This is a genomic window from Streptomyces zaehneri, from assembly GCF_032248645.1.
GTDB classification, from domain to species: domain Bacteria; phylum Actinomycetota; class Actinomycetes; order Streptomycetales; family Streptomycetaceae; genus Streptomyces; species Streptomyces coriariae.
The window spans coordinates 553,605-578,299 of record NZ_JASTTJ010000003.1; the positions used below are offsets into that span (position 1 = coordinate 553,605).

Consider the following 24,695-nt stretch of genomic DNA (forward strand, 5'->3'; position numbering starts at 1 on the left):
GGTCGCGAGCCCATGCAGACCCGCCGTATCGGTGACCTGGACATCAGCGCGATCGGCCTCGGCGCCATGCCCATGTCGATCGAAGGACGACCGGACGAGGCCCGGTCCCTCGCCACGATCCACGCCGCACTCGACGCGGGTGTCACCCTGATCGACACCGCGGACGCCTACCACCTGCACGCCGACGAGGTCGGCCACAACGAGACCCTGATCGCCAAGGCCCTCGCCCGCCACGACCGGGGGCGGGACGTCCTGGTCGCCACCAAGGGCGGCCATCTGCGTCCCGGCGACGGCAGCTGGACCCTGGACGGCAGCCCCGCGCACCTCAGGGCGGCCTGCGAGGCGTCGCTGCGCCGGCTCGGCGTGGACGCCATCGGCCTGTACCAGTTCCACCGCCCCGACCCGCGGATCCCCTACGAGGAGTCCGTCGGCGCGGTACGGGAGCTGCTCGACGAGGGCAAGATCCGAGCCGCCGGCATCTCCAACGCGAACCCCGAGCAGATCCGGCAGGCGAACGACATCCTCGGCGGGCGCCTGGTCGCCGTGCAGAACCAGTTCTCCCCGGCCTTCCGCTCCAGCGAGCCCGAACTGCGCCTGTGCGACGAACTCGGCATCGCGTTCCTGCCGTGGAGCCCGCTCGGCGGCATCTCCCGGGCCCGCGAACTGGGTTCCTCCTACGCCCCGTTCGCCCATGTCGCCGAGGCCCACGGGGCCAGCCCGCAACGGGTGTGCCTGGCCTGGATGCTCGCCCTGTCACCGGTCGTGGTGCCCATTCCCGGCGCCAGCCGTCCCGAGACGATCCTCGACTCCCTCGCCGCGGCGGACCTCGTCCTCACCGCCGCCGAACTCGCCGAGCTGGACGCCGCCGTCTGACACGACCACCAGGAGGAGCGCCGTCCATGGCGTCGTCGTACGAAAGACCGCTCGACCACCGTTACCGGGGCGAGCACCCGATCCGCACCCTCGCCTACCTCCTGCGCGCCGACCGGCGCAGCCTCGCCGCCGCGGCCGGGGTGTTCACCGTCAAGCACAGTCCGATCTGGCTGCTGCCGCTGATCACCGCGTCCATCATCGACACCGTCGTCCAGCACCAGCCGATCGGCAGACTCTGGACGAGCACCGGCGTCATCCTGTTCATCCTGCTGGTCAACTTCCCCCTGCACCTGCTCTACGTGCGGCTGCTCTACGGCAGTGTCCGCCGCATGGGCACCACCCTGCGGTCCGCGCTGTGCACCCGTATGCAGCAGCTGTCCATCGGCTACCACTCCCGGGTCAGCGCCGGCGTGCTCCAGGCCAAGGTGGTGCGGGACGTGGAGACCGTGGAGCAGATGGTGCAGCAGACCGCCGAACAGGGGCTCGGCGCGCTGACCGTGCTCACCGGCGGCCTCGTCATCATCGCCGTGCGCACCCCCGAGTTCGTGCCGGTCTTCCTCGTCGTCGTGCCGGTCGCCGCCGTCCTCGTGGACCGGCTCAGGGCCCGGCTGCGCACCCACAACGAGGACTTCCGGCACGAGGTGGAGACCCTCTCCTCCCGCGTCACCGAGATGACCCGCCTGATCCCCGTCACCCGCGCCCACGGGCTCGAGGGCAAGGCGCTGCGCCGTATGGACGGCACCCTGAGCCGGCTGCTCACCTCCGGGATGCGACTCGACCTGCTCAACGGCCGCTTCGGCTCACTGGCCTGGGTGCTGCTCAACGTGATCGGGGTGCTCGTCCTCACCGGCGCCGCCCTCATCTCGTACTACGGCGTCTGGGGCGTCACCGCCGGCGACGTCGTGATGCTGAGCGCGTTCCTGACCACCCTCACCAACTCCACCACCACCCTGACCGGCCTTGCCCCGGTCATCACCAAGGGCCTGGAGTCGGTGCGTTCGGTCGGCGAGGTCCTCCAGGCGCCCGAGCTGGAGGACAACGAGGGCAAGTCCGAACTCGCCTCGCTGCACGGCTGCGTGACCTTCGAGGACGTCGGCTACGCCTACGACAGCGGCAGCCCGGCGGTGCGCGACTTCACCCTCTCCGTCACCCCCGGGGAGACGGTCGCCCTCGTGGGGGCCTCCGGCGCGGGCAAGTCCACGGTGCTCAGCCTCGTCATCGGCTTCATCAGGCCGACCTCGGGCCGGGTGCTGCTCGACGGGACCGACATGAACAGCCTGGACCTGCGCACCTACCGGCGGTTCGTGTCGGTGGTGCCGCAGGAGTCGATCCTCTTCGACGGCACGATCCGCGAGAACGTCGCCTACGGCATGGAGGACGAGGCCGACGAGGAGACGGTCCGCGCCGCCCTGCGCGACGCCAACGCCCTGGAGTTCGTCGAACGGCTTCCGGAGGGCCTGCACACCCTCGTCGGGGAGCGCGGGGCCAGGCTGTCGGGCGGGCAGAAACAGCGGCTGGCCATCGCCCGAGCCCTGATCCGGGATCCGAAGGTGCTGGTCCTGGACGAGGCGACGTCCGCGCTGGACACCCGGTCCGAGGCGCTCGTCCAGCAGGCCCTGGCCCGGCTGCTGCGCGGCCGCACCACCTTCGTGGTGGCGCACCGGCTGTCCACCGTGCGCGGCGCGGACCGGATCGTGGTGATGGGGGAGGGGCGGATCCTGGAGACCGGCACGCACGACGAGCTCCTGCACCGGGGCGGCGCCTACACGGAGCTGCACAGCGGGCAGGTCGCGTGAAGCGCGGGTGGCCGGATCATGACCCCGGCGGGTGACATTCCCGCCCGCCGTGCATGATTCGCCCAAGTCCGGGCACACGCAGCGCAAACAGGAGAGAGGGGCGCTCGTGATCGTGCCGGACCCTAGGGTCGCCAGGACGTTGCTGACCCGGTACGCGACGCTGAGGATCGCTCAGGCGGAGTGGGACAGTCCGCAGACGGCTCGTGAACTACAGGACGTGACGTACACCTTGTGCGTGCTGATGGACACGCCCGACGTCCGGGAGGCGGTCGCCGCGGCGGACGCCCTGCTCGAGTCCGCGGCGGCGGTGCCGGCTCGCGACCCGGAGAGCGGACTGTCCCTGGCCGTCTGAGGGCGGCCCCGAGCCGGACCCGGCGCGGCGGTGCGCTCCAGCGGTGCCCGCCGCGCCCGGACGTCTCACGAGGCGGTCGAGCCGCACCGGTCGGGCTGCCGGGCATCGCGCTCGGGGGGCGCGCCGGCCAGCCACTTTGCGATGGTGCGGGCGATCGGCTGCCCGGTGTCCACCTCCACGAAGCCGAACTGGCCGGACTGGTTGCACTCCAGGAACCACCACGTCCCGTCGGCGTCCTCCGCGAAGTCGAAGGCTCCGTAGGCCAGTTCCGCCTCCCGCAGATATCTGCGCACGGATTCGGCGAGGCGCGGCGGGACATCGGCGGGACGCCACGGTGCGGTGGAGGGCGAGTAGCGCACGTCCACCACGTCGGGGTCGCCGTCGGGGGTCGTCTCCTTGCGGGCGGCCAGGATGCGGTCGCCGATCGCGGTCAGCCGTATGTCGGCCCGCTTGGCCACCCGGCGCTGGAGCAGCGTCGGTCCGTAGGCGACGGCGGCGAAGTCCGCGCCCGGCGGGACCCGGGTGGTGGGCACCGCCCGGGGCGGGTCCTGCGGATGTGCCCCGGACACCGGTTTGACCACCAGATCCGGGTAGCGGTCCGCGAACTCCCGGGCCGCCTGCGGGAACGTCGTGACGATCGTGGCCGGCACGGGCAGCCCGCTGAGTTGCGCGAGCCGCAGCTGCCAGGGCTTGTGCCGGGCACGCCGGGACGCGTCCGGGTGGTTCATCCAGCGTGCCCCGGTACCGCGGAGCATGCCGTACAGCGCCTGCGAGGCCTCCTCCGTGAGCCACGCGGACGGCTGGGCCGCCCGGGCCGCCGCTTCGCCGGGCCGCCGGACCCACACCGACCGCAGCCCGTCGAGGCTCACCAGCCGTCCGGCGGACGACAGATGGCCCCGGAAGGCACCGTGCACGTACTCGCCGGAGAGCGCGACGGAGTGGGTCAGGTCGGCCGGGTCCAGCCGGACGACGGGGACGCCGGCGGCGTTCAGGTGCACGACCACCATGTCCGCCGTGACGTCCTCTTCACAGGTAAGGATGAGCACGGTCATTTTCGTCGGCCCGTGTTCAGTCGTCGAAGTGGGTCTTGGAGCCCGCCGTCGAGGTCGTCGTCCCGAGTTCTCTCAGGAGGGCGTGGTCACGAGCGGCGATCCGGCCGTCGAGAGTTACGTTCAACTGCATTCCGGGGTCATAGGCGTACGGAGTGCTGAACTCCGACTCGGCCGCTGGGCGTGCGTAGTTGAGCGTGAACGGTTGCATCGTCTCTCCCTCGTCGGTACTGCTTCGATCAAGCGGTGCCGCTGTGCGACGTCACTCGGGCCCGCTGCGTGGTGCTGGATAGGTGCGTCCTTCAGTCACTTATACGAATCGAACGGGTGGTTGGTTTCCTTACTCTCCGTGATCATCGCGCGGGCGGGCGCCGAACAGGGCGCGGAGCAGGGGAGATCGGGTCGAGCGGGGGTGAAAACCTCTTCCCGGACGGTCAGTCGGGGAGGTGTGCGGTGTCACCGGGCGTACGGCGCAGGGAACGCAGAGCCAGCAGGAGGACACCGATGTCGTCGAGATAGACGGGGTCCGGCAGTACGTCGGTGGGAAGCACGAAGTACAGGACCGCCCCCCAGAACACCCAGCGCGGCCCGGTGGGAAGCCCCGCTCGTCTCAGGCCCCGGCGGGCGCGGACCAGACGCACGAGCACGGCGGCGGCCACGGCGAACAGCGCCGCGGCGGCCAGTGCCGCGACGACGACGAGCGTGGTTGGCGCATCCACGGGCCCTCCCGTATGGTCCGTCGCGCGACATCTGCTCTTACTCGATTTCCCCGCTTTCGGTTTCCGGATTCCCGTTTCCGGCGGGATTACCGCATCGGACGCGGTTCGCACGGCTGCCGCGTCCGAATGGCGGAGCGCGCCGGACGGCCCGTGTCACGGGCAGGGTCACGCCGCGTGTCGTCTCCCGGGGCTGCGGGGGCGGCCGCACCACGGAGAGCTCCGCATGATCACCCGCTCCACACGGTCCGTCACGGACCGTTCCGTCCCACCGCTCCCCGACGCGTCCGCCGCCACCACCGCACTGCCCCCGGCCCCGGCGACCGCGTCGTCTGCGGCGCCCGGACGTCCGTCACGTCACGGTCGGCGTCCTGGCCACCCTCGGCGTCGCCCTGCTGGGCAGCGTACGGGCCCGACGCCGGCCCGCCGGGCGAGGCCGGACCCGCCTACCCGCTCCGCGCGCTCGTCGGGGGCCTGCCGGGCGGGCGGCGGACGCGCCTGGCGCGGAGCGCCCCGGACCGGCGTCCGCTCGGCGGCGGCTAGCCGGCCGGTACCGGGTGCTGAGGGGTCTCCAGCAGGCCCGTCAGCACCCGGTCGGGGGTGAGGGGCAGTTCGCGGAAGCGGACGCCCGTGGCGTGGTGCACGGCGTTGCCCAGGGCGGCCGCCGTGCCCACGATGCCGATCTCTCCGATCCCCTTGCCGCCCAGCGGGTTGAGATGCGGATCGTCCTCGTCGATCCAGTGCGCCTCGATGTCCGGCACGTCGGCGTGCGCGGGCACGTGATAGGCCGCGAGATCCGACTCGGTGAAGTCGCCGAAGGCGGGGTCCAGGGTGCTGCCCTCGGTCAGCGCCATGCCCAGACCCATGGTCATCCCGCCGACGAACTGGGAGCGCGCGGTACGGGGGTTGAGGATGCGTCCCGCCGCGTACACCCCGAGCAGCCGGCGCACCCGCACCTCCCCGGTCACCGTGTCCACGGAGACCTCCGCGAAGTGCGCGCCGAACGCGTGCCGCGCGAAGGGACTTTCGGCGTCGGCCACCCCCTTGGTGTCGGCGCGCGACTCCAACCCCTGCTCGGGCAACGGACCCTGATGCTCCGCCAGCTGTGCGGCGAGCCGCGCGCAGGCCTCGTGCACCGCCCAGCCCCAGGAGGCGGTACCGGAGGAACCGCCCGCCAGCGGGGCCGGCGGCAGATCACTGCTGCCCACCCGGATCCGCACCCGCTCCAGGGGCGCCTTCAGGGCGTCCGCCCCGACCTGCGCCAGGACCGTACGGGCCCCGGTGCCGATGTCCGCGGCGTTCACCTCGACGAGGAAGGACCCGTCCGGCAGGGCACGAGCCGCCGCCCTCGACGGATACGCCTGCACCGGGTACGTGGCGGCGGCCACGCCCGTCCCGAGCAGCAGCGGGCCGTCGGAACGCGTGCGGGGACGGGGGTCCCGGTCGGACCACCCGAACCGGCGGGCGCCCTCCCGCAGGCACTCGACGAGGTGCCGGCTGCTGAACGGCTTGCCGCTGTCCGGTTCGGCGTCCGGCTCGTTGCGGACCCGCACCTCGACGGGGTCCATCCCCAGCGACTCGGCCAGTTCGTCCACCGCCGACTCCAGGGCGTACATGCCCGGCGCCTCACCGGGCGCCCGCATCCAGGACGGCGTCGGCACGTCGAGCCGGACCACGTGATGCCGGCTGCGCAGGTTCGGGGCGGCGTACATGATGCGCGCCGGGAGGCCCGCGTACTCGACGAACTCCTTGATCCGCGACGTGTACGTGGTCACCTCGTGCACGAGCGACGTCAGCCTGCCGTCGGAGTCCGCGCCCAGGCGCAGCCGGTGCAGGGTGGAGGCCCGGTGGCCGACGGAGGTGGGCAGCATCCGGCGGGGGAGGACCACGGTGACCGGGCGTCCGGTGTGCCAGGTGGCCATCGCGGCGAGCACCACGTCGGGCCGGGGCATGCCCTTGGACCCGAAGCCACCGCCGACGTGCTCGGCGACGACCGTGATCCGTTCGTCCGCCAGCCCGAACATCGTGCCGAGCACGGCGCGCACGACCGTGGTGCCCTGGCTGGAGGTGTGCACGGTCAGCCGTTCGCCGTCCCAGTGCGCGGTGCTGGCGTGCGGCTCCATGGGGTGGTTGTGCAGGGGCGGCACCCGGTAGGCGACGTCGACCCGCACGTCCGCGTCGGCGAACGCGCCGTCGGGGTCGCCCAGTTCGCGTGCGCCCGGAAAGGTGCCGCCGACCTTCTCGGGGACGTACGCCTGCGGGTGCCGGGCGGTGAGCGTGACGTCGTGCTTCTCCTCGACGCAGGTGACCCGCACGGCGGCGGCGCCCGCCCGGGCCGCCTCCGGGCTGTCGGCCACCACCAGGGCGACGAACCAGCCCCGGTTCGGTACCTCGGGGTCCTGGAGCACGGCGAGGGTGGCGTCGTCCGCCGAGGCGAGGCGGGGCGCGTTGCGGTGGGTGAGCACGGTGACGACGCCGGGCAGCGCCAGCGCCGCCGTGTCGTCGACGTCGGTCACCCGGCCGCGCACGATCGCCGCCGGGACGGGACGGGCGAACAGCCGCCCGGGAAGGGGCTGTTCGGCGGCGTAGCGGGCGGTTCCGGTGACCTTCTCCCGGCCCTCCCTGCGCTCGGCGGGAGCGCCCACGGCGGTCATGAGTCCTCCTCCTGCGATCCGGCCTCGTGCGGTGGCGGCCCCTCCGGTCCGGGCTCCCGCGGCTCGTGCGGTACGAGCCGGGTCAGGACGTCGACGGCGAGGTTGCGGGCCAGCGGCACCTTGTAGGCGTTGTCGCGCAGCGGCCTGGCCTCGGCGAGTTCCAGCTCGGCGGCGCGTTCGAAGGCCGCCCGGGTGGGAGCCGCGCCCAGCAGCGCCTCCTCGGCCCGCCGAGCCCGCCACGGGCGGTGGGCCAGCGCCCCGAAGGCGATCCCCACCTGCGCGACGACACCGTCGGCGACCTCCAGGACCACGGCTACGGAGGCCAGCGCGAAGGCGTAGGAGGCCCGGTCGCGCGCCTTGCGGTACGCGGACGGCAGCCCGGCCGTGGCGGCCGGCAGCAGGACGGCGGTGACCAGCTCGCCGGGTTCGATCACGGTGTCCCGCTGCGGTTCCTCCCCGGGCAGCCGGTGGAACTCGGCCGCCGCCACCCGGCGTACGCCCGCCGTGCCGTACAGCTCGACCTCGGCGTCCAGCGCGGCCAGCGCCACCGCCATGTCCGACGGGTGCGTGGCGATGCACTGCTCGGAGTACCCGAGCACCGCGTGGTCGCGGTGCGCGCCGTCCCGGGCGGCGCAGCCGCTGCCCGGCTCCCGTTTGTTGCACGGCTTGGAGACGTCCTGGAAGTACGGGCAGCGGGTGCGCTGGAGCAGGTTGCCGCCGGTGGTGGCGGCGTTGCGCAACTGGCCGGAGGCGCCCGCGAGCACCGCCTGGGAGAGCACGGGGTAGCCGTCACGCACGCGTGGGTGCGCCGCGAGGTCGCTGTTGCGCACCAGGGCGCCGATCCGCAGCGACCCGTCCGGCAGTTCCGTCACCCCGTCCAGCGGCAGCCGGGTGACGTCGACGAGGGCGCTCGGCCGTTCCACGCCGAGCTTCATCAGGTCGACGAGGTTGGTGCCGCCGCCCAGATAGCGTGCGCCCGGGTGCGCTGCGAAGGCTTCGGCGGCCTCCGCGAGACTGCCGGCCCGTACGTAGGCGAAGGATTCCACCGGATCACGTCCTCTGGTCGCCCCGGTCGTGCCCTCGGGCCGCCGGCCCCGGCACGCGCTGCCCGCTCATGTGCCGTCCGCCCCGGTCACGTCCTCGACGGCGTCGACGATGCGCGGGTACGCGCCGCAGCGGCAGAGATTGCCGCTGAGCCGCTCGCGGATCTCGTCCCGGTCCAGCGCGACCGGCCCTCCGGAGGGCGTCGCCGGGTCCGTGACGTGCGAGGGATGCCCCGACTCCGCCTCGGCGAGCGCGCCCACCGCCGAGCAGATCTGTCCGGGCGTGCAGTACCCGCACTGGAAGGCGTCGCGCTCCAGGAAGGCCTGCTGGAGCGGATGCGGCTGCTCGCCGTCGCCGGACAGCCCCTCGACGGTCGTGATGTCGCTGCCGTCCAGGGTGACGGCGAGCAGCAGACAGCTGTTGACGCGCCGCCCGTCGACGAGGACGGTGCACGCGCCGCACTGCCCGTGGTCGCAGCCCTTCTTCGCGCCGGTGAGGTCCAGATCCTCCCGCAGCAGGTCCAGCAGCACGCGCCGGTGGTCGACGGCGAGGGTGTGCGGCCTGCCGTTGACGCGCAGCGTCGTGTCGGATCGGTGGGGCGAAGACCGGGGGCCGTGCTCGCTGCCCATGTGCTGGTCCCTTCCGGGGCGGTCCGTGGTGCCGTGGGGACCGCGTATCCAGACAGGGGCGTGTGACACGTCCCGGTACGAGGTAATTCGTGCACGGGCGGGGACGGGCGCCCGCGAGCCCACCGGCGCCCGCCTGCCCGGCGACCTGTCGGCCCGCCGACCCCTTACCGGTCGGTGACCTCGGGTTCGGCGCCGCCGGTCGTGCCGCTGGTGCCGCCGGTGCGGTCGTGTTCCGGTGACTCGACCCGGTCCGCGGGAGCGGCGTACGTCACCGGGCGCAGGCCCTTGGTCGTCTCCTTGAACCGCTCCAGGGTCCGGCCCAGCTGCTGGAACGGCGAGCCGCTCTTCCTGGCCGGCGCCTGCCGCGGCTCGCCGCCCTCGGCCGCCGCCTCCCGGTACGCGGCCAGCGCCTCGTGGGCGTGCTCGGCGGCTTCCCGGTACAGGTCCCGGGACTCCGTCATCGCCTCCAGCGCCTCCTTGTACATCACCACGAGCTTGCGCTCGCGCGCGAGCTCCTCCTGCGGGGTCAGCAGCTGCCACTCCTCCCGCAGCGCGGTGAGCGCGGCGTCGGCGTCCTCCGGCAGCGCCCTGGGCAGCGCCGCGAAGCGCCGTACCGCGTCCAGCAGCTCGGTGGGATGCGTGCCGTCCAGGAACACGCTGCGCACCGAGTAGTCGGCGGCGTCGTACTCGGCCGGGGCGGGGATGCCCGGCAGCACCAGCGCCCCGCCGCGCGGCACCTCCACCCGGGCCTCCTTGAGGGCCCAGTTCACGGTGCGCAGCTGGTGCGGGGCCGCGCGGTGCTCGACGACCCGGTGGTGCAGGCCGGGCGGCAGCAACGGGACCAGCGACCGCCGGCCCAGCTCGTCGGGTGTCATGGCCTCGTGCACGACGAGGTGGACGGCCCAGGTGTCCCGCAGGGCGCCCCGGAGCGCGCGCCGCAGCTCCTTGTCGTCCGCCGGGAGCGGGTTCGCGGCCAGGAACCGCTCACCGGTGACGGTCTCGTTGCCCCATGGCGTGGCCGCCTCCCAGGACCAGAACATCCCGGCGGGCGAGGGCCATCGCTGGTCCCACGGCCGTTCCGCCTCCGCCGTCAGCGTCCATTCCTGGCCCTGGCCCGACCACTCGGCGAGCCTGAGCCGGGCACGGACGGTCACCTCCTCCGCGACCAGCCACCGGGCTTCGAAGGCCGTCTCCCCCTCGGGGGTGTCGGTGTCCGGCAGCTCCATGAAGTCCTGGAGGGTCTCGGCGTCCTTGAGTGCCTGAAGGTGCTTGCGCAGGACGTCCGGAGCGGTGGGGCCGGTGTGACGGCCACGGGTCTGCCACACCGTGGAGGGCGTCGTGGGCGGAACGGTCGCGGAGATGTGGGTGAGTCCATTCGTGAGGGCGGTGACGACGTGGCGACGGCGTGCGAAGGCCAGTATCGCCCGCCGCGGGGGGTGCGCGATCAAGCGGGTCGGTGGCGCGGGCACCCGCAGACGCCCCGCCGGGATGCGCCTTCCCCGGCGCGACACAGGTCACGCGTGCGGATCCGGCCCGCGGGCCGGCGGTCCGGCCGGGGGTGTGCGCCACTCGTACGGGGTGTGCGCCGGTCACCACGGCCGGCCCCCGCGCACTCATGGGCCCACCGGCCTCCGGGACCCGACCATCGGATCCGGTGGACAGGGCTCGCTCTCCATCCGCGTCGGGGCGAGCCCTGTCCGCGTGCCCGGTGCGCCACCGCCACCGGATGCCCGCCGCCCGGCCGGCTTCCCCACTGGACGGGGGCAGGGGCTTCCTCGGCGAGCACGGCATGGAGAAGATCGTCCATGACCTGTGCGTCCAGCACCCTGGAAGGAAGCAACGAGATCATGCGCGTCAACGTGGCCCGCGGCCTGACGGAGGCACTCGGATGAGCGACATCGAGGCGCCCGTCCTGCTGCACACCACCGGCCGAGCCGCCCACATCACGCTCAACCGACCGAGGGCCATCAACGCCCTGAACCACGCGATGGTGCGCCGCATCGACGCCGCGCTGACGGCATGGGAACGTGATCCGGCCGTCGAGACCGTCGTCATCTCCGGCGCGGGGGAGCGCGGCCTGTGCGCGGGCGGCGACATCCGTGCCGTCCACGACGACGCCCGCGACGGCGACGGCACCGCCTCGGCCGCCTTCTGGCGCGACGAGTACCACCTCAACGCCCGCATCGCCCGCTACCCCAAGCCCTACGTCGCCCTGATGGACGGCATCGTGATGGGAGGCGGGGTCGGCGTCTCCGCGCACGGCAGCGTCCGGGTCGTCACCGAGCGGTCGAGGATCGCGATGCCCGAGACCGGCATCGGCTTCGTGCCGGACGTCGGCGGCACCCACCTGCTCGCCCGCGCCCCGGGCGAACTGGGCACCCATCTCGCCCTGACGGGCACGCAGATCGGCGCCGGGGACGCGGTGTCGTGCGGGCTCGCCGACCACTGCGTACCGTCCGCCTCCCTCCGGCGGCTGGCCGACGACCTCGCCGTGCTACCCGTACGGGATGCCCTGGACCGTCACGTACAGCCCTTGCCGGCGGGCGAGTTGGCCGGCCGGCGGGCGTGGATCGACACCTGTTACGCGGCCGACACCGTCGAGGAGATCGTCCGACGGCTCTTCGCCCACGGCGACCCGGCGGCGAAGGAGGCCGCGGAGACCCTCCTGACCAGGTCGCCCACCTCGCTCAAGGTCACCCTGGCCGCCCTGCGCCGTGCCCGCCGGCTCGGCTCGCTGGAACGGGTGCTGGAACAGGAGTACCGCGTCTCCTGCGCCGCCCTGACCACGCCCGACCTGGTCGAGGGCATCCGCGCCCAGGTCATCGACAAGGACCGGGACCCGCGTTGGTCGCCGGCCACCCTCGCCGAGGTCACCGGGGCCGACGTCGAGCGCTTCTTCACCCCGCTCGGCGAGCGCGAACTCGGGCTCGCCCGACCCGACACCGCCGCGGAGGGGCTCCGCTGAGCGCAACCGGCGTGGTGATCCGGGCCACCTGGCCGTGGAGTGCGGGGTCACGCCAGGTGGGGCGGTATTGGCCGGGGGCCCGACACGCGATACCGTCGCTCTGATATCGACGACGGCGAGACGGAAGCCGGTGAGAACCCGGCACGGTCGCGCCACTGTGGACGGTGTACCCCGAAGGGGCACACACCGCGAGTCAGACCCGTGGCCGTCGTCATGTGCACCACCGAGATGGGACGCGAACTCCCAGAGGAGGTTCTGCCATGGCGCAGCATGTCGCCCAGCCGACTACCACCACGCCTGTCGTACCCGCCAAGTTGCCGCTGAAGGACATCGCCCCGTGGGCGGTCTTCTTCGGCGTCCTGATGCTGGTCCTGCTGTACTTCGTCGGCGCGGAGCAGGGCGCGACAGCCGTCGTCTCCGGCGAGGACGTTCACGAGTGGGTGCACGACGCCCGCCACCTGCTCGGTTTCCCCTGCCACTGATCCCGAGGGGAACCCCGGCACACCCATGAACTCCGCAACGGTAAGAAACCTCCTCGTGCGGGGCATGCTCGCCGGCCTCGGCGCCGGCGTGCTCGCCCTGATCGTCGCCTACTTCCTCGGCGAGCCGAACGTCGACAGCGCGATCGGCTTCGAGGAGTCCCACGCCGCGGGCCACGAGCACCACGAGGTGGAACTCGTGTCCCGCAGCCTCCAGTCCACCGCCGGCCTCGCCACCGGCGTGCTGATCTACGGGGTGGCCTTCGGCGGCATCGCCGCCCTCGCCTTCTGCTTCGCCCTCGGCCGCGTCGGCCGGTTCACCCCGCGGGCCACGGCCCTTCTGCTGTCGGGGACCGCCCTGCTCGCCGTGTACGTCGTGCCGTTCCTGAAGTACCCGGCCAATCCGCCCGCGGTCGGTGACGGCGACACCATCGGCAAGCGCACCACGCTGTACTTCCTGATGATGGTGCTCAGCGTGCTGCTCGCGGTCGCCGCGGTGATCCTGGGCAAGCGGCTCGCACCGAGGCTCGGCCCCTGGAACGCCACCGTCGCGGCCGTCCTCGGCTTCGTGCTCGTCATCGGGCTGGCCTACGAGTTCCTGCCCGCCGTCAACGAGGTGCCGGGCGACTTCCCGGCCGCCCTGCTGTGGCGGTTCCGCCTGTCCGCCCTCGCCATGCAGGTCACGCTCTGGGCAGGCTTCGGCCTCGTCTTCGGTGAACTGGCCGAACGGCTGCTGCACCCCAAGCCCGCCACGGTGACCGCGGGCACGCCGGTGGCCGCCCCGCACTGACCCGACCGGCACGACGATCCGACGAGAGGGCCCCGTCCCGGGGCCCTCTCGTGTGCGCGAGCCGACGCCGGATCAGCGGCCGGAGCGCCCCGCGAAGACGGCGACACGGACATCCGACCGGCCGTTCGTACCCGGCGGATGCCCGCCGGGCTCGTCGCGCTCGCTCTCGGTGGATTCGGGATCGGTCCGACCGAGTCCGCGATCGCGGGGCCGCTTGCGCAAGTGAGCCGCAGCCTTGCGGTGTCCGAGGCCGCGGCGGGACGGCTGATCTGCGGGTACGCCCTGCCGGTCGCGGTGGCGCGATCGTCGTGACCGCCGCCGCTTTCGGCAAGGCCCACCCCGGACCCACCCCCTCCACCGGGAACCCGAGGACCTGGTCGCCCGTACGATCGAGTCTGCTGTCATGACCCGCATCCCGCTCGCGGGCACCGACCGGATCCCCGGGGAGGGACTGTGATCGCCGTCGTCGGCGCCGGACTCATGGGCGCGGCCACCGCCTGGCAACTGGCCCGCCGAGGCCACGAGGTCACGCTCGTCGAGGCGTACGACATCGGCCACCGGCACGGAAGTTCGCACGGCAGCTCACGGATCTTCCGGCGGGTGTACGCCGACCCGTTCTACGTGCGGTTGACCGGACAGGCCTACGAGCAGTGGCGGGAGCTGGAGGACGACGGTTCGGCCTCCCTGCTGCGCACTACCGGTGGGCTCGACATGGGCGAGGACCACGACCCGAAGGCCCTCGCCGACCTCCTCGGCGCGGCCGGAGTGCCCCACGAACTCCTCGGCGCGGAAGCCGCCGCCGAGCGCTGGCCGTACATCCGCGTCACCGGTCCGGTGCTCCACCACCCGGAAGCGGGCGTGGTCGACGCCGACGAGACCGTGGGGACCTGCGTACGGCGGGCGATCGAACACGGAGCGCGGGCGGTCATCGGCGCCCGCGTCACCGGCATCGACGTCCGGGGGAGCGAGAAGGTGCGCCTGCACACCGACGACGGCCGCGAGATCGTCGCCGACACGGTGGTGATCGCGGCCGGCGCCTGGCTGCCCGAGCTCGAACTGCCCTTCTCGCTGCCTCCGTTGGCGGTGACCCAGCAGCAGGTCTTCCACTTCCGGCAGCGGGACCCGTCCGTCAGGTGGCCGACCCTGATCTGGGACGGCGCGCTGCACCTCTACGGCCTGCCGTCCGGAAGCGACGGGGGCCCGCTCCCGGCGGTCAAGGTCGCCGAGCACGACCGCGGCACGCCCGCCACCGCCCGCACCCGCAGCGGGGTCGTCGATCCGTCGTCGCGGACGCGGGTGAGCGGCTTCGTACGCGACCGCCTCCCGGGCCTCGAGCCCAACCCGGTCGCCGAGGCGACCTGTCTCTACACCACCACCCCGGACGAGGACTTCGTCCTGGACCGCCACGGCCCCTTCGTCATCGTCTCCCCCTGCTCCGGGCACGGCGCGAAATTCGCCCCGCTCATCGGCGCGATGGCCGCCGACCTCGCCACCGGCCGCGCCGAGCCGCATCCCCGCTTCCGCCTGGGACGCACGGCACAGGTCAGGGGAGCGAAGCGGGCGGCGCCGGCCCGGGGATCGGCTTGACGCACCAGGAGTCCCGCCTTGGCCGGCCGGTTGATCATCGGACGGAGGCCGCCGTCGCTGACGGGGCGCGTGCGGTCGATCAGCCGGGAGACCCTGCGGCGCAGCTCATGACCCGGCGCAGGGCCTTCGGCGAGAAGCCCGGGATCGCCGGTTCCAGCATGGAACGATCACCTCACGCGTTGCATCGATTCGACGTGCGCCTCGATTCGACGACGAGCCGTGACCGACTGTGCGGGCACGGAATTGTTCGGGCCTCTCACGTGCTGTTGTATCCACACAGGCTGGTACGTCGACGGTGTGCGAGCGAGCGGCTCGAGCGGCCGGGACGAGAGATACGGAAGGTGCTGAGATGGCAGCGCAGACGCAGAGGGCCGTACTGGCGGGCGGATGCTTCTGGGGGATGCAGGACTTGATCCGCAGGCTCCCGGGCGTGACGGCGACCCGGGTCGGATACACCGGGGGTGACGTACCGAACGCGACGTACCGTAACCACGGCACCCACGCGGAGGCCATCGAGATCCTCTTCGACCCCGAGAAGACCGACTTCCGCACGCTCCTGGAGTTCTTCTTCCAGATCCACGACCCGAGCACCAAGAACCGCCAGGGCAACGACATCGGCCTCAGCTACCGCTCGGCGATCTACTACGTGGACGACGAGCAGAAGCGGGTCGCCGAGGACACCATCGCGGACGTGGACGCCTCCGGACTGTGGCCGGGCAAGGCCGTCACCGAGGTCGAGCCGGTCGGCCCCTTCTGGGAGGCCGAGCCCGAGCACCAGGACTACCTCGAGCGTTACCCCGAGGGCTACACCTGCCACTTCCCGCGCCCGGGATGGCGGCTTCCGGCCCGCACCCAGGGCTGAACCACTCCGCCGAGGCCTCTGATCTCTGCTCCGGGGCCTCGGCGTGCGGGACGTACGGCGTGCGGGACGTAGGGCAGGTCGGCGGGTTTCGGGTTTCCCTGCGCGGGTCGAGGTGGCGCCCACCCTGGCGCCGCTGATCCCGCTGGAACCGGCGCGGCGGCGCCTCTTCGGCGACACCCTGCGCGCCTGGGAGGCGGCGGTGGCGCAGGAGCGCGAGCTTCGAACCCTGCCGCCCGCGGGGCCGTGGCGGGCGTGCCGAATTCGGCGCGGCAGCCGCGGGGGGAGGGCGAGGGCAGCCGGAGGGAAGTCCCAGGGAAGCCTGAGGGAAGCCCGAGGGATGAGGCCCGGGTCTGTAAGGGCAGGAGCGGGGAAGCTCCGGGGCACAAGGGCGGGAGCCGGGCGGGGCGCGAGTGGTGTGCGCAGACGTCCTGCCGAACCGGTGTCACCCGGCCTGCGGTGCCCGGGACCGGGTGGGTGAGGTCGGGCGATCTCCCGCTGTCGTGCGGATATCTGCCGGTTCCGCGACGGCTGCCGGTCCTCGTGGTCGGGGCCGACGGTCCCGGCAAGCCCGGGCCGGGCACAACGTCTGCTCGCCGTGGGCGAGTTGGAGACAAGCGCCAAGAGGGAACCCGTCCGGCATACTTGCGAGCGCGGACCACCCTGCTCACCAGCACGCAAGCCAAGGCCCAGCGCGTGGGTTCGAGCGCTGACGCACACTTCCGGGGAACAGTCGTCATGAACAACCTTCAGCCTTCGGACCCGACATCCATAGGCGGCTATCCGTTGCTCGGCCGGCTCGGTGCGGGCGGCATGGGGCAGGTGTTCCTGTCCCGTACGGGTTCGGGCCGGCTGCTCGCGCTGAAGACGATCCGCGACGATCTCAGCTCCGAGCCGGGTTTCGAGGAGCGGTTCGCCCGCGAGATACGCAACAGCGACCGCGTCCGTTCGCCGTGGACCGTGACCGTCGTGGACTACAGCGCCCCGGGCCAGCGCCCGCAGTGGCTGGCCACCGAGTACGTGCCCGCGCCGTCGCTGGCCGAATGGGTCGCGGCCCACGGCCCGCTGCCGCAGGCCGCGTCGCTCGCCCTCGCCGCCGAACTGTGCGGCGCTCTCCAGGCCGTGCATCAGGCCGGCCTCGCGCACCGGGATGTCAAGCCGGGGAACGTCCTGTTGGCCCGCGACCGCCCACGGCTGATCGACTTCGGGGTCGCACGGGCCGCCGACGACAGTCGCCACACCCGCCTCGGTGTCTCTGTGGGTTCCCCCGGCTTTCTCGCACCGGACCAGGCCATCGGCAGCGTCGCCGCCGAACCCGCCGACGTGTTCTCGCTGGCCGCCACGCTGGTGTACGCCGCGACCGGACGCGGCCCCTTCTCGCGCGCCGGGGAGCAGATCCCCGCGGCCACCCTGATGTACCGAGTGGTCCACGAGGACGCCGACCTCGCAGGCGTCCCCCCGGAGCTGGTGCCGCTGCTCGCCGCGTGTCTGGCCAAGGACCCGGCCGAGCGTCCGACGGCGGCCCGGCTGGGCGCATGGCTGGAGGAGACGGGCGCCAGGACCGGGCGTTGGCCCGCGGACGGACCCGCGATTCTCGCCGGAGAGCTGACGCAGACCGAGCATGCGGCGCACACCCTGGTCGACCTCGCGCAGCACGCCACGGCGGTCGTTGCCGGTCAGGGACCGGCTCCGACGACGGCACGGTCCGACACCGTCCTCGCCGCCTCGGCGGAGCCCCGTCGGCGGCTTCGGCCCGCCTGGCTGCTGACCACGGCCGTCGCGGCGGTCGCGGTCGTGGTGGCCGTGGTGGCCGCCGTCCACTTCGGTACACAGCGTTCCTCGGCCGACTCCTCCCCGTCCGCGCAGGGACGGCCGTCCGGCTCGGCCGCCCCGGCCGCCACGGGCAGGACGCCGTCCGCCTCGGACCAGGAGCCTCAGGAGTCCCAGGAGGCCCAGAAGAGCCAGGAGCCCCAGGAAGGGGACGCGGCACCCAAGGTCGTACAGGCCCCGCTCGAGCTGGCCACCGGAGAGTCCGTGGGGACCGGGGCCAGGAGTCTGATCATCCAGCCGGACGGCAACCTGGTGATCTACGACCAGGACCGCAAGGCGCGTTGGGCCGCGATGACCAGCGGCGAGAGCAACAGCGCCCGCTTCCAGGCGGACGGCAACCTGGTCGTCTACAACAGTGGCGGACAGCCCGTGTGGGCCTCACGGACCAATGGCCACCCAGGAGCGGTCCTCGTGTTCCAGGCCGACGGAAACGTCGTGATCACGTCCGGCGACACCGTGCTCTGGTCGGCGGGAACGGAGAACTGACCCTTCCGGTGCCCGGGACGGGCCGCGCCCCCGTGGCGTGAGCCGGCTGGGTACCGGATGCCCAACCCACGCTCGCCCAGGCGGTGTTCCCCGCCCGGACGGTGAGATCTCAGTGCTCCTCGAGCTTGCGCAGCAGTCCCAGCAGTGCTTCTCGCTCCGGCTCCGTCAGACCCTCGAAGCACTCCGTGAGCACCGAGTTCGCCACCTCGTGGCCGGCCTCCAGTACCCGCTCCCCCTCGGGAGTGAGGTGGTGTTCGAAACGGCGGCCGCGCCCGGGGCGCCGGTCCACCAGTCCCTGCGCCACCAGGCGTCCGGCCAGCGTGCCGAACGCCTGCTCGCTCTGGAACGTCGCCGCCGCCAGCTCACGTGCGCTGGAGCCCGGCGTGCGGGCGATCGCCCGTAGCGCGTCCCACTGCGCGAGCGTGCTGCCGACGGACGCCAGGCGGCTGTCGAGTGCTCGGTGCTGGCGGTACTGGACGGCCTTCACGGCCCTTCCGAGGGTCTGTGGTTCAACGGACATGCTCCTCAGGCTAGCACCCTGACTAAACTTGCTTATCTAAATATCCTTAGTTACAGTCCTCGTCATGACTCCGGAACTGACGCTCACCGAATCCGGCCCCGCCGCCGGCCGCCCCGTCCTCGTCCTGCACGGCGGCGGCGGCCCCGCCACCGTCGCCCCGATCGCCGAGCACTTCGCCGCGACGGCCCACACCCTGCTGCCCACCCACCCGGGCTGGAACGGCACCCCCCGGCCCGACGACTTCACCCACGTGGCCGACCTCGCCGCCGCCTACCTCCGCCTCCTCCACGACCGCCACCTGTCCGACGTCCTGGTCGTCGGCTCCTCGCTCGGCGGCTGGATCGCAGCCGAGCTGGCCACGGCCGACACGCAGGGTTTGATCAGCGGGGTCGTTCTGGTGAACTCGGTCGGCATCGAGGTCGACGGCGAACCGATCCGGGACTTCTTCACCCTCGACGCGCGCGGCGTCGCCGAGTACGCCTACCACGACCCCGAGCGCTTCTACGTCGACCCGGCCACCGTCCCGGCCGAGCGACTCGCCGTCTTCCAGGCCAACATGGCGGCCCTGCGCGTCTTCTCCGGCGGCCCCGCCATGAGCGACCCCACCCTCCGCCCCCGCCTCGCCGCCGTCACCACCCCCGCCCTCGTCCTGTGGGGCGAGAGCGACCGCATCGCGACCCCGGCATACGGCAAGGAGTACGCAGCCTCGTTCGGCGACGCCCGCTTCGAAGTCGTGCCGGAAGCGGGCCACCTGCCCCATCTCGAACAGCCTGCGCGCACCTTCTCCCTGCTCGACGCCTTCGCCGCGGAGACCGGGCGCCGTTGAGGAGTGGCCGACGGGTCACGAGCGAGGCCGGCCGCGTCACCCGGTCCGGCGTTCGCCCGCCTCCGGGTGCTCCAGGCGGGAGGCGAGGACGGCGGCCTGGACCCGGCGCTGCACGCCCAGCTTGGCCAGCAGGCGGGAGATGTTGTTCTTGACGGTCGGCGTCGCCGATCACCGAGATGCCGGGTTCGGCGTCGAGGAGGTCCGTCAGGAGGTGCCCCGGACCCGGCCGACGAGCCTCACGACACCGTCCCGCACGTATGTGCGCACGTTCGAGTCCGGGGTGGTGTGCCCCCGCAGCGGGGTGTCCGGACTTCCGAGGCCGGCGTGTGCGGGGCCCTGCGGGCAGGCCACGGGCCACCTGGCCCATGGATCGCGCCGTACTGCACCGAAGAGGAGCTCTCGGGCTACTGACGGTCGAGCCACGCGTGGTACGCGGCAACGGCGGTCGGGAGCGTGGGGAACATCCGGTCCGCGCCGACCGTGTCCACGAGGCCGTACGCCTCCAGGTCGTTCATCAGGTCCTGCTTCACCCGCGCGAGGGCGAACAGGATGCCGCGGTGGGTCAGCTCGCGGCGCAGGGCGTCGACCGCGTCGAGGGCGGTGATGTCGACCTCGACATTGGCCTCGGTGTTGAGGACGAACCAGCGGACGGGTTCGCTCTGTTCGTCGACGGCGGCCAGGGCCCGGCGCCGGAAGTTGTCCGCGTTGGCGAAGAACAGGGGCGAGTCGTAGCGGTAGACCAGCAGCCCGGGAATCGTCCGGGCCTGCGGGTAGTCGTCGACGTCGTGCATGCCGGCCACACCGGGGACCAGGCCTTCGACGGCGTCGTGCGGACGCGCCACCCGGGTCAGCAGCTCGGCCACCGACAGGCCGACCGCCACGATCACCCCGTACAGGATGTCGAGGGCGAGCACGCCCGCGAGACAGCCGAGCGCCAGGAGCAGTTCGCGGCGGCGGAAGGAGGCGAGCCGCCGGAAGCCGGCGAGGTCGATCATGCGGACCGCCGCGTAGACGACGAGCGCGCCGAGCACCGCGGAGGGCGTCCGCGCCAGCAGCGGGCTCAGGAACAGCAGCACGGCGAGCACCACCGCCCCTGCCACCAGCGAGTACGCCTGGCTGCCGGCGCCCGCGGAGGAGGCGAGGGCGGTGCGGCTGGCGCTGCTGCTCACCGGGAAGCCGTGCAGCGCCCCGGCGCCCAGGTTGGCCGCTCCCAGGGCGAGGAACTCCTGGTCGGCGTCGAGCCCGGGGCCTTCGTCGTCGTGGTCGGCGAACGCCCGCGCGGTGAGGATGAAGTCGGTGTAGGCGACCAGCAGCACGCCGAGCGCCGGCAGCACGAGGTGCGGCAGCTCGCTCAGGTCCGGGACGGCAAGGCTCGGCAGACCGCCCGGAACCTCGCCGATCACCTTGAGCCCGTATCGCCCGTCGAGGTCGAGGACCACGACCGCGGCGGTCCCGAGGACGAAGGCGACCAGCGGGCCGGGCACGGCGCGGGCGTAACGGGCCGTCACGAAGAGGAACAGGAGGACGACGGCGGAGAAGACGACGGTCGCCGGGTCCGCGTCGGGCAGGTGGACGAGGAAGGACCACACCTGGGGGAAGAACTCCGAACCCGTCGTCCGCACGCCGGTGAGCTTGGGCAGCTGGTCCACCATCATGATGAGCGCCACGCCCGCGAGATAGCCGATCAGAACGGGGCGGGACAGCAGGTCCGCGAGGAAGCCCAGCCGGACCGCCCGGGCGACCAGGCAGAGCAGCCCGACCGTGACGGCGAGCGCCGCCGCGAGCGACGCGTAACGCCCGGCGTCCCCGGCGGCGAGCGGTGCGACCACGGCGGCCGTCATGAGGGCGGTCGTGGACTCGGGGCCGACCGACAGCAGCCGCGAGGAACCGAACACCGCGTACAGCCCGAGGGCCGGGAGGATCGCCCACAGGCCGGCGACCGGCGGCAGCCCGGCCACGCCCGCGTAGGCCATGACCTGCGGCACCAGGTAGGCGGCCACGGTCACCCCGGCGAGCAGATCGCCCGTGAGCCATGCGCGCCGGTAGCCGAGGAGCGCGACGAGACCGGGCACCAGCCGGCGCCACTGCGGGACCTGTCTGCCCGAGGTCTTGTACATGCGCCGCCTTCCGTCGTCTGCCCTCATGATCCACCGGACACGAGTGCCAGGGCGAGAGCCCGTGTGCCCAGCGTGCCGTAGTCGGCCCAACGGCTATGGAAAGCAGGGCCGTTCGGCCCGCCGGCACGGACCTTCGGCATCCGGCGTCGTCCGGTGCACAGGACCAGGGTGAGTCATGTCAGGCAAGGCCCCGACCGCTTCGAAGGGAAATCCCATCATGTCCGTGCACGAGCACCTGCACCGGAGCTCCGGCTTCCGTCTGTCGTCGCTGCGCAGGAACCGGACCGCCACCGCATCCGAGTCGGCCGTGTCGGCAGGCACCGGCACGGGCACCGTCCGGGCCTACGCCCTGGCCTCGCTGCGTCTGCTGACCGGGTTCGTCTTTCTGTGGGCGTTCCTCGACAAGACCTTCGGTCTCGGTTACGCCACCGGGTCGGGCAGGGGCTGGGTCGACGGTGGATCGCCGACGAAGGGTTTCCTCGGTTCCGTGGCGGTGGGGCCGATGGAGTCCACGTTCCGTTCCTGGGCGGGTGAGCCGTGGGCGGACTGGCTGTTCATGCTCGGTCTGCTCGGGATAGGCCTGGCTCTCGTCCTCGGTGTCGCGCTGCGGCTCGCCGCTGTGGCCGGGGCGGTGATGATGGCTTTGATGTGGGTTGCCGAGTGGCCGCCGGCCAAGCACCTCTCGGACGGGTCGCTCAGTATGTCGACGAATCCGTTCGCCGACTACCACCTGGTCTATGCCATCGCGCTGATCGTCCTGGCCGCTGCCGCGGCCGGTGACACCCTCGGTGCCGGCCGGGTCTGGGCCCGGCTGCCGATCGTGCGTGACCACGGCTGGCTGCGCTGAACGCGGGCGGCGCGGTGGGCCCGTCACCCGGCTCTCCGCGCCGAGCCGTGCGGGGGGTCGGTCGGTCCCGATCCGGGACCAGTGGCCCCTGCACGAGGAATGGCCCGAACACGACTCTGGAATCGGATCCCTCGCCCCAGGAGGTGGAGAGCATGCTCCGCACCATCACCGTAGGTCTCGACGGCTCGCAGGAGAGCCGGGCAGCCGCCGAATGGGCGGCTCGCGAAGCGAGGCTGCGTGGCCGGCCTCTGAAGATCGTCCACGTCTGGGAACCGGTGCCGGAGCCCATGGCCGAGGCTCCGCTTCTCGGAGCCGAGACCCAGCGGCACCGGACCGAGCGACGAGAGACGGGGGTCTCCCCGGCCGAAGGCTGGGAGAGGATCTCCCGGGAGGCCGCGGAGGGTGTCAGGCTGCGTCATCCCGGCGTCGAGGTGCGCACGGAGCAGGTCTCCGGTCACCCCGGTGACGCGCTGGCCGAGGCGGCGAAGAGCGCCGAACTCCTCGTCCTGGGCTCGCGCGGCCTCGGTGGGATCGCCGGCTTCCTGGTCGGCTCGGTCGGCCTCTTCGCGATCGCCCACGCTGACCGCCCGGTCGTGCTGGTGCGGGCGCTGGAGGCGGCCGCCGACGAGCACGAGCCGGACCCGGCAGGTGTTCCCTCCGCCGCGACACCCTTCCGGCCCGTGGTGCTCGGACTCGACGTCGAGCACCCGGACGAGACGCTGATCGAGTTCGCCTTCGACGCGGCCAGGAGCCGCGCGACGTCCCTGCGGGTCGTCCACGGCTGGAACCCGCCGCCCTACTACGCGTACGGCACGCCCGCCAGCCCCGCCCTGTACGAGGCGCTGGCCCTGAGCGACGCCCAGGCGCTGGCCGACGTCCTGGCTCCCTGGCGGCAGAAGTTCCCGGACGTGGAGGTCGTCGAGGAGTCCCGCTGCGGCAGCGGGGCCGTCCACGTCGTGGACGCGGCCCGGGAGGCCTCCCTCGTCGTCATGGGCAGGCGTATCCGCCGCAGTCCGTTCGGCGCCCACATCGGGCACGTCACGTACGCCGTCCTGCACCACTGCACCGCCCCCGTAGCCGTCGTCCCCCACGGCTGACACGGCTGATCCACCCGCCCGGTCACTCGCGAGGAGAAGAGACCCATGAAGGCAGCGGCCTTACGCGTGCCCGGTGAGCCCGCGGCTGCGGCCGGCGTACGCCTGCCTCCGCTCCCTCCGCGAGCGGTGCGAGGGCACTCCGCCTGCGGTGTCGTGGTCGTACCCGAGCGGTGGTGAGAGCGATGCCCGGCTGCTCAGAGGTTCGCCGCGTGGTCGGGGACGTAGGTCTGGAGATCCCGCGGCGGGCGCTGGTAGCCGGTGGACGGCGGCCGCTCCGGGAGCTCCAGCACCGGAGGCGGCACCTCGCGGTACGGCACGGACGACAGCAGATGGGCGATCATGTTCAGCCGTGCCCGGCGCTTGTCGTCGCTCTCCACGACATACCAGGGCGCCTCGGTGATGTCGGTGTGCACCAGCATCTCGTCCTTGGCGCGGGAGTAGGCCTCCCAGCGAGTGATCGACTCCAGGTCCATCGGCGAGAGCTTCCACCGCCGCAGCGGGTCCTCCAGCCGGCGCCGGAAGCGCTCCTGCTGCTCGGTGTCGCTCACCGAGAACCAGTACTTGCGCAGCACGACCCCGGCCTCGACCAGCATGCGTTCGAAGATCGGACACTGGCGGAGGAAGAGCTGGTGCTCCTCCTTCGTGCAGAAGCCCATCACGTGCTCGACCCCGGCCCGGTTGTACCAGGACCGGTCGAACAGCACGATCTCCCCGGCCGCCGGCAGATGCTCCGCGTACCGCTGGAAGTACCACTGGGTGCGTTCGCGCTCGGTCGGCTTCGGGAGCGCCGCGATGCGGGCCACCCGCGGGTTGAGATGCTCGGCGACCCGCTTGATCGTCCCGCCCTTGCCTGCCGCGTCCCGTCCCTCGAAGACCACCACCAGCCGGGTGCCCGTGGCTCGCACCCACTCCTGGAGCTTCACCAACTCCGTCTGCAGCCGCAGCAGTTCCTTCTCGTACGCCTTGCGCGGCAGCCGCGCCGCGTTCTTGCCGGCCATGCCGCCTCCACCACCCGTTGATCCACGCCGACGACTTCCGGAGCCCCACCATGTCCAAGGGTCGAACACCAGGACGCCACCGTACTGACAGACGAAGAGCTGCGCACCCTGGACGCGCACTGGCGCGCCGTCAACTGTCCGGCCGCCGGACGGATCCGTCCGATGGCCGGCCCGCTGCCGC

The 24,695-nt window shown here is 72.6% G+C and carries 22 protein-coding genes, 2 pseudogenes and 1 riboswitch; of the genes and pseudogenes, 13 read left to right on the plus strand and 11 right to left on the minus strand.

Annotated elements, in window-relative coordinates; genetic code table 11:
• Nucleotides 1-12 precede the first annotated feature (12 nt).
• The 3 genes from QQM72_RS08170 to QQM72_RS08180 all read left to right on the plus strand — a co-directional run bounded on the left by QQM72_RS08170 (nucleotide 13) and on the right by QQM72_RS08180 (nucleotide 3,021).
• A complete protein-coding gene (locus QQM72_RS08170; RefSeq protein ID WP_314220093.1) occupies nucleotides 13-873 on the plus strand; it encodes an aldo/keto reductase in 861 nt (286 codons plus the stop codon).
• Between the two features lie 26 nt (nucleotides 874-899).
• Nucleotides 900-2,669, plus strand: a complete 1,770-nt coding sequence (locus QQM72_RS08175) for an ABC transporter ATP-binding protein (RefSeq protein WP_314220094.1) — start codon at nucleotides 900-902, stop codon at nucleotides 2,667-2,669.
• Between the two features lie 106 nt (nucleotides 2,670-2,775).
• Complete coding sequence (locus QQM72_RS08180; RefSeq protein ID WP_314220160.1) at nucleotides 2,776-3,021, plus strand: DUF5133 domain-containing protein; 246 nt, start codon at nucleotides 2,776-2,778, stop codon at nucleotides 3,019-3,021.
• Nucleotides 3,022-3,086: 65 nt separating this feature from the next.
• Here QQM72_RS08180 and tgmB read toward each other — a convergent pair whose 3' ends face one another.
• The 7 genes from tgmB to QQM72_RS08215 form a co-directional block, all read right to left on the minus strand.
• Nucleotides 3,087-4,073: an ATP-grasp ribosomal peptide maturase gene (tgmB, locus tag QQM72_RS08185; protein WP_314220095.1), complete on the minus strand. Its 987-nt coding sequence runs from the start codon at nucleotides 4,071-4,073 to the stop codon at nucleotides 3,087-3,089.
• Nucleotides 4,074-4,089: 16 nt separating this feature from the next.
• On the minus strand, nucleotides 4,090-4,281 hold the full coding sequence (tgmA, locus tag QQM72_RS08190) for a putative ATP-grasp-modified RiPP (RefSeq protein WP_314220096.1): 192 nt from the start codon (nucleotides 4,279-4,281) through the stop codon (nucleotides 4,090-4,092).
• Between the two features lie 223 nt (nucleotides 4,282-4,504).
• Nucleotides 4,505-4,789, minus strand: coding sequence for a YkvA family protein (locus QQM72_RS08195; protein ID WP_314220097.1), 285 nt, complete (start codon nucleotides 4,787-4,789; stop codon nucleotides 4,505-4,507).
• A 536-nt stretch (nucleotides 4,790-5,325) separates the two neighbouring features.
• Nucleotides 5,326-7,440, minus strand: a complete 2,115-nt coding sequence (locus QQM72_RS08200) for a xanthine dehydrogenase family protein molybdopterin-binding subunit (RefSeq protein ID WP_314220098.1) — start codon at nucleotides 7,438-7,440, stop codon at nucleotides 5,326-5,328.
• Nucleotides 7,437-8,486, minus strand: a complete 1,050-nt coding sequence (locus QQM72_RS08205) for an FAD binding domain-containing protein (protein WP_314220099.1) — start codon at nucleotides 8,484-8,486, stop codon at nucleotides 7,437-7,439. The genes QQM72_RS08200 and QQM72_RS08205 overlap by 4 nt, the downstream gene beginning before the upstream one ends.
• A 66-nt stretch (nucleotides 8,487-8,552) precedes the next feature.
• Complete coding sequence (locus QQM72_RS08210; RefSeq protein ID WP_314220100.1) at nucleotides 8,553-9,113, minus strand: (2Fe-2S)-binding protein; 561 nt, start codon at nucleotides 9,111-9,113, stop codon at nucleotides 8,553-8,555.
• A 164-nt stretch (nucleotides 9,114-9,277) separates the two neighbouring features.
• On the minus strand, nucleotides 9,278-10,438 hold the full coding sequence (locus QQM72_RS08215; RefSeq protein ID WP_314220161.1) for a hypothetical protein: 1,161 nt from the start codon (nucleotides 10,436-10,438) through the stop codon (nucleotides 9,278-9,280).
• Between the two features lie 563 nt (nucleotides 10,439-11,001).
• Between QQM72_RS08215 and QQM72_RS08220 the strand changes: the two genes are divergently transcribed.
• From QQM72_RS08220 to QQM72_RS08245, 7 genes and pseudogenes are all read left to right on the plus strand, one after another.
• Complete coding sequence (locus QQM72_RS08220) at nucleotides 11,002-12,078, plus strand: enoyl-CoA hydratase/isomerase family protein (RefSeq protein WP_314220101.1); 1,077 nt, start codon at nucleotides 11,002-11,004, stop codon at nucleotides 12,076-12,078.
• A 79-nt stretch (nucleotides 12,079-12,157) separates the two neighbouring features.
• Nucleotides 12,158-12,301, plus strand: a riboswitch (cobalamin riboswitch).
• A gap of 37 nt (nucleotides 12,302-12,338) precedes the next feature.
• Nucleotides 12,339-12,560 (plus strand): CbtB domain-containing protein, encoded by a 222-nt coding sequence (locus QQM72_RS08225; protein ID WP_020129103.1) that lies wholly within the window; start codon nucleotides 12,339-12,341, stop codon nucleotides 12,558-12,560.
• A 25-nt stretch (nucleotides 12,561-12,585) separates the two neighbouring features.
• Nucleotides 12,586-13,347 (plus strand): CbtA family protein, encoded by a 762-nt coding sequence (locus QQM72_RS08230; RefSeq protein WP_314220102.1) that lies wholly within the window; start codon nucleotides 12,586-12,588, stop codon nucleotides 13,345-13,347.
• A gap of 138 nt (nucleotides 13,348-13,485) precedes the next feature.
• Nucleotides 13,486-13,667: pseudogene (locus QQM72_RS40845) on the plus strand (MFS transporter); the annotation flags it as partial.
• Between the two features lie 133 nt (nucleotides 13,668-13,800).
• Nucleotides 13,801-14,934 (plus strand): FAD-dependent oxidoreductase, encoded by a 1,134-nt coding sequence (locus QQM72_RS08235; RefSeq protein WP_314220103.1) that lies wholly within the window; start codon nucleotides 13,801-13,803, stop codon nucleotides 14,932-14,934.
• Nucleotides 14,935-15,283: 349 nt separating this feature from the next.
• Complete coding sequence (gene msrA / locus QQM72_RS08240; RefSeq protein WP_054238819.1) at nucleotides 15,284-15,796, plus strand: peptide-methionine (S)-S-oxide reductase MsrA; 513 nt, start codon at nucleotides 15,284-15,286, stop codon at nucleotides 15,794-15,796.
• A gap of 735 nt (nucleotides 15,797-16,531) precedes the next feature.
• On the plus strand, nucleotides 16,532-18,109 hold the full coding sequence (locus QQM72_RS08245; protein ID WP_314220104.1) for a protein kinase domain-containing protein: 1,578 nt from the start codon (nucleotides 16,532-16,534) through the stop codon (nucleotides 18,107-18,109).
• Nucleotides 18,110-18,218: 109 nt separating this feature from the next.
• Here QQM72_RS08245 and QQM72_RS08250 read toward each other — a convergent pair whose 3' ends face one another.
• A complete protein-coding gene (locus QQM72_RS08250; protein ID WP_314220105.1) occupies nucleotides 18,219-18,629 on the minus strand; it encodes a MarR family winged helix-turn-helix transcriptional regulator in 411 nt (136 codons plus the stop codon).
• 64 nt (nucleotides 18,630-18,693) lie between these two features.
• Between QQM72_RS08250 and QQM72_RS08255 the strand changes: the two genes are divergently transcribed.
• The gene (locus tag QQM72_RS08255) at nucleotides 18,694-19,455 is read left to right on the plus strand and encodes an alpha/beta fold hydrolase (RefSeq protein WP_314220106.1); all 762 of its coding nucleotides are present in this window, start codon (nucleotides 18,694-18,696) and stop codon (nucleotides 19,453-19,455) included.
• A gap of 36 nt (nucleotides 19,456-19,491) precedes the next feature.
• On the opposite strand, the pseudogene QQM72_RS08260 reads toward QQM72_RS08255, so the two are convergent.
• Together QQM72_RS08260 and QQM72_RS08265 are read right to left on the minus strand one after the other, a co-directional pair.
• Nucleotides 19,492-19,611, minus strand: a pseudogene (locus tag QQM72_RS08260) (DNA-binding response regulator); the annotation flags it as partial.
• A gap of 248 nt (nucleotides 19,612-19,859) precedes the next feature.
• Nucleotides 19,860-21,572, minus strand: a complete 1,713-nt coding sequence (locus QQM72_RS08265; RefSeq protein ID WP_314220107.1) for a SulP family inorganic anion transporter — start codon at nucleotides 21,570-21,572, stop codon at nucleotides 19,860-19,862.
• 217 nt (nucleotides 21,573-21,789) lie between these two features.
• Here QQM72_RS08265 and QQM72_RS08270 point away from each other — a divergent pair, with 217 nt between their 5' ends.
• Nucleotides 21,790-22,419 carry a DoxX family membrane protein gene (locus tag QQM72_RS08270; protein ID WP_314220108.1) on the plus strand — a complete coding sequence of 210 codons (630 nt, stop codon included), beginning with the start codon at nucleotides 21,790-21,792 and terminating at the stop codon, nucleotides 22,417-22,419.
• Nucleotides 22,420-22,571: 152 nt separating this feature from the next.
• The gene (locus QQM72_RS08275; protein WP_314220109.1) at nucleotides 22,572-23,516 is read left to right on the plus strand and encodes a universal stress protein; all 945 of its coding nucleotides are present in this window, start codon (nucleotides 22,572-22,574) and stop codon (nucleotides 23,514-23,516) included.
• A gap of 194 nt (nucleotides 23,517-23,710) precedes the next feature.
• Here QQM72_RS08275 and ppk2 read toward each other — a convergent pair whose 3' ends face one another.
• On the minus strand, nucleotides 23,711-24,514 hold the full coding sequence (gene ppk2, locus QQM72_RS08280; RefSeq protein WP_314220110.1) for a polyphosphate kinase 2: 804 nt from the start codon (nucleotides 24,512-24,514) through the stop codon (nucleotides 23,711-23,713).
• Nucleotides 24,515-24,695 lie beyond the last annotated feature (181 nt).

Coding starts and splice junctions, on each gene's coding strand:
- msrA (WP_054238819.1), top strand. CDS start 15,284: ATGGCAGCGCAGACGCAGAGGGCCGTACTGGCGGGCGGATGCTTCTGG.
- QQM72_RS08170 (WP_314220093.1), top strand. CDS start 13: ATGCAGACCCGCCGTATCGGTGACCTGGACATCAGCGCGATCGGCCTC.
- tgmA (WP_314220096.1), bottom strand. CDS start 4,281: ATGCAACCGTTCACGCTCAACTACGCACGCCCAGCGGCCGAGTCGGAG.
- tgmB (WP_314220095.1), bottom strand. CDS start 4,073: ATGACCGTGCTCATCCTTACCTGTGAAGAGGACGTCACGGCGGACATG.
- QQM72_RS08200 (WP_314220098.1), bottom strand. CDS start 7,440: ATGACCGCCGTGGGCGCTCCCGCCGAGCGCAGGGAGGGCCGGGAGAAG.
- QQM72_RS08175 (WP_314220094.1), top strand. CDS start 900: ATGGCGTCGTCGTACGAAAGACCGCTCGACCACCGTTACCGGGGCGAG.
- QQM72_RS08225 (WP_020129103.1), top strand. CDS start 12,339: ATGGCGCAGCATGTCGCCCAGCCGACTACCACCACGCCTGTCGTACCC.
- QQM72_RS08245 (WP_314220104.1), top strand. CDS start 16,532: ATGAACAACCTTCAGCCTTCGGACCCGACATCCATAGGCGGCTATCCG.
- QQM72_RS08255 (WP_314220106.1), top strand. CDS start 18,694: ATGACTCCGGAACTGACGCTCACCGAATCCGGCCCCGCCGCCGGCCGC.
- QQM72_RS08220 (WP_314220101.1), top strand. CDS start 11,002: ATGAGCGACATCGAGGCGCCCGTCCTGCTGCACACCACCGGCCGAGCC.
- QQM72_RS08270 (WP_314220108.1), top strand. CDS start 21,790: ATGTCCGTGCACGAGCACCTGCACCGGAGCTCCGGCTTCCGTCTGTCG.
- QQM72_RS08250 (WP_314220105.1), bottom strand. CDS start 18,629: ATGTCCGTTGAACCACAGACCCTCGGAAGGGCCGTGAAGGCCGTCCAG.
- QQM72_RS08265 (WP_314220107.1), bottom strand. CDS start 21,572: ATGTACAAGACCTCGGGCAGACAGGTCCCGCAGTGGCGCCGGCTGGTG.
- QQM72_RS08210 (WP_314220100.1), bottom strand. CDS start 9,113: ATGGGCAGCGAGCACGGCCCCCGGTCTTCGCCCCACCGATCCGACACG.
- ppk2 (WP_314220110.1), bottom strand. CDS start 24,514: ATGGCCGGCAAGAACGCGGCGCGGCTGCCGCGCAAGGCGTACGAGAAG.
- QQM72_RS08275 (WP_314220109.1), top strand. CDS start 22,572: ATGCTCCGCACCATCACCGTAGGTCTCGACGGCTCGCAGGAGAGCCGG.
- QQM72_RS08230 (WP_314220102.1), top strand. CDS start 12,586: ATGAACTCCGCAACGGTAAGAAACCTCCTCGTGCGGGGCATGCTCGCC.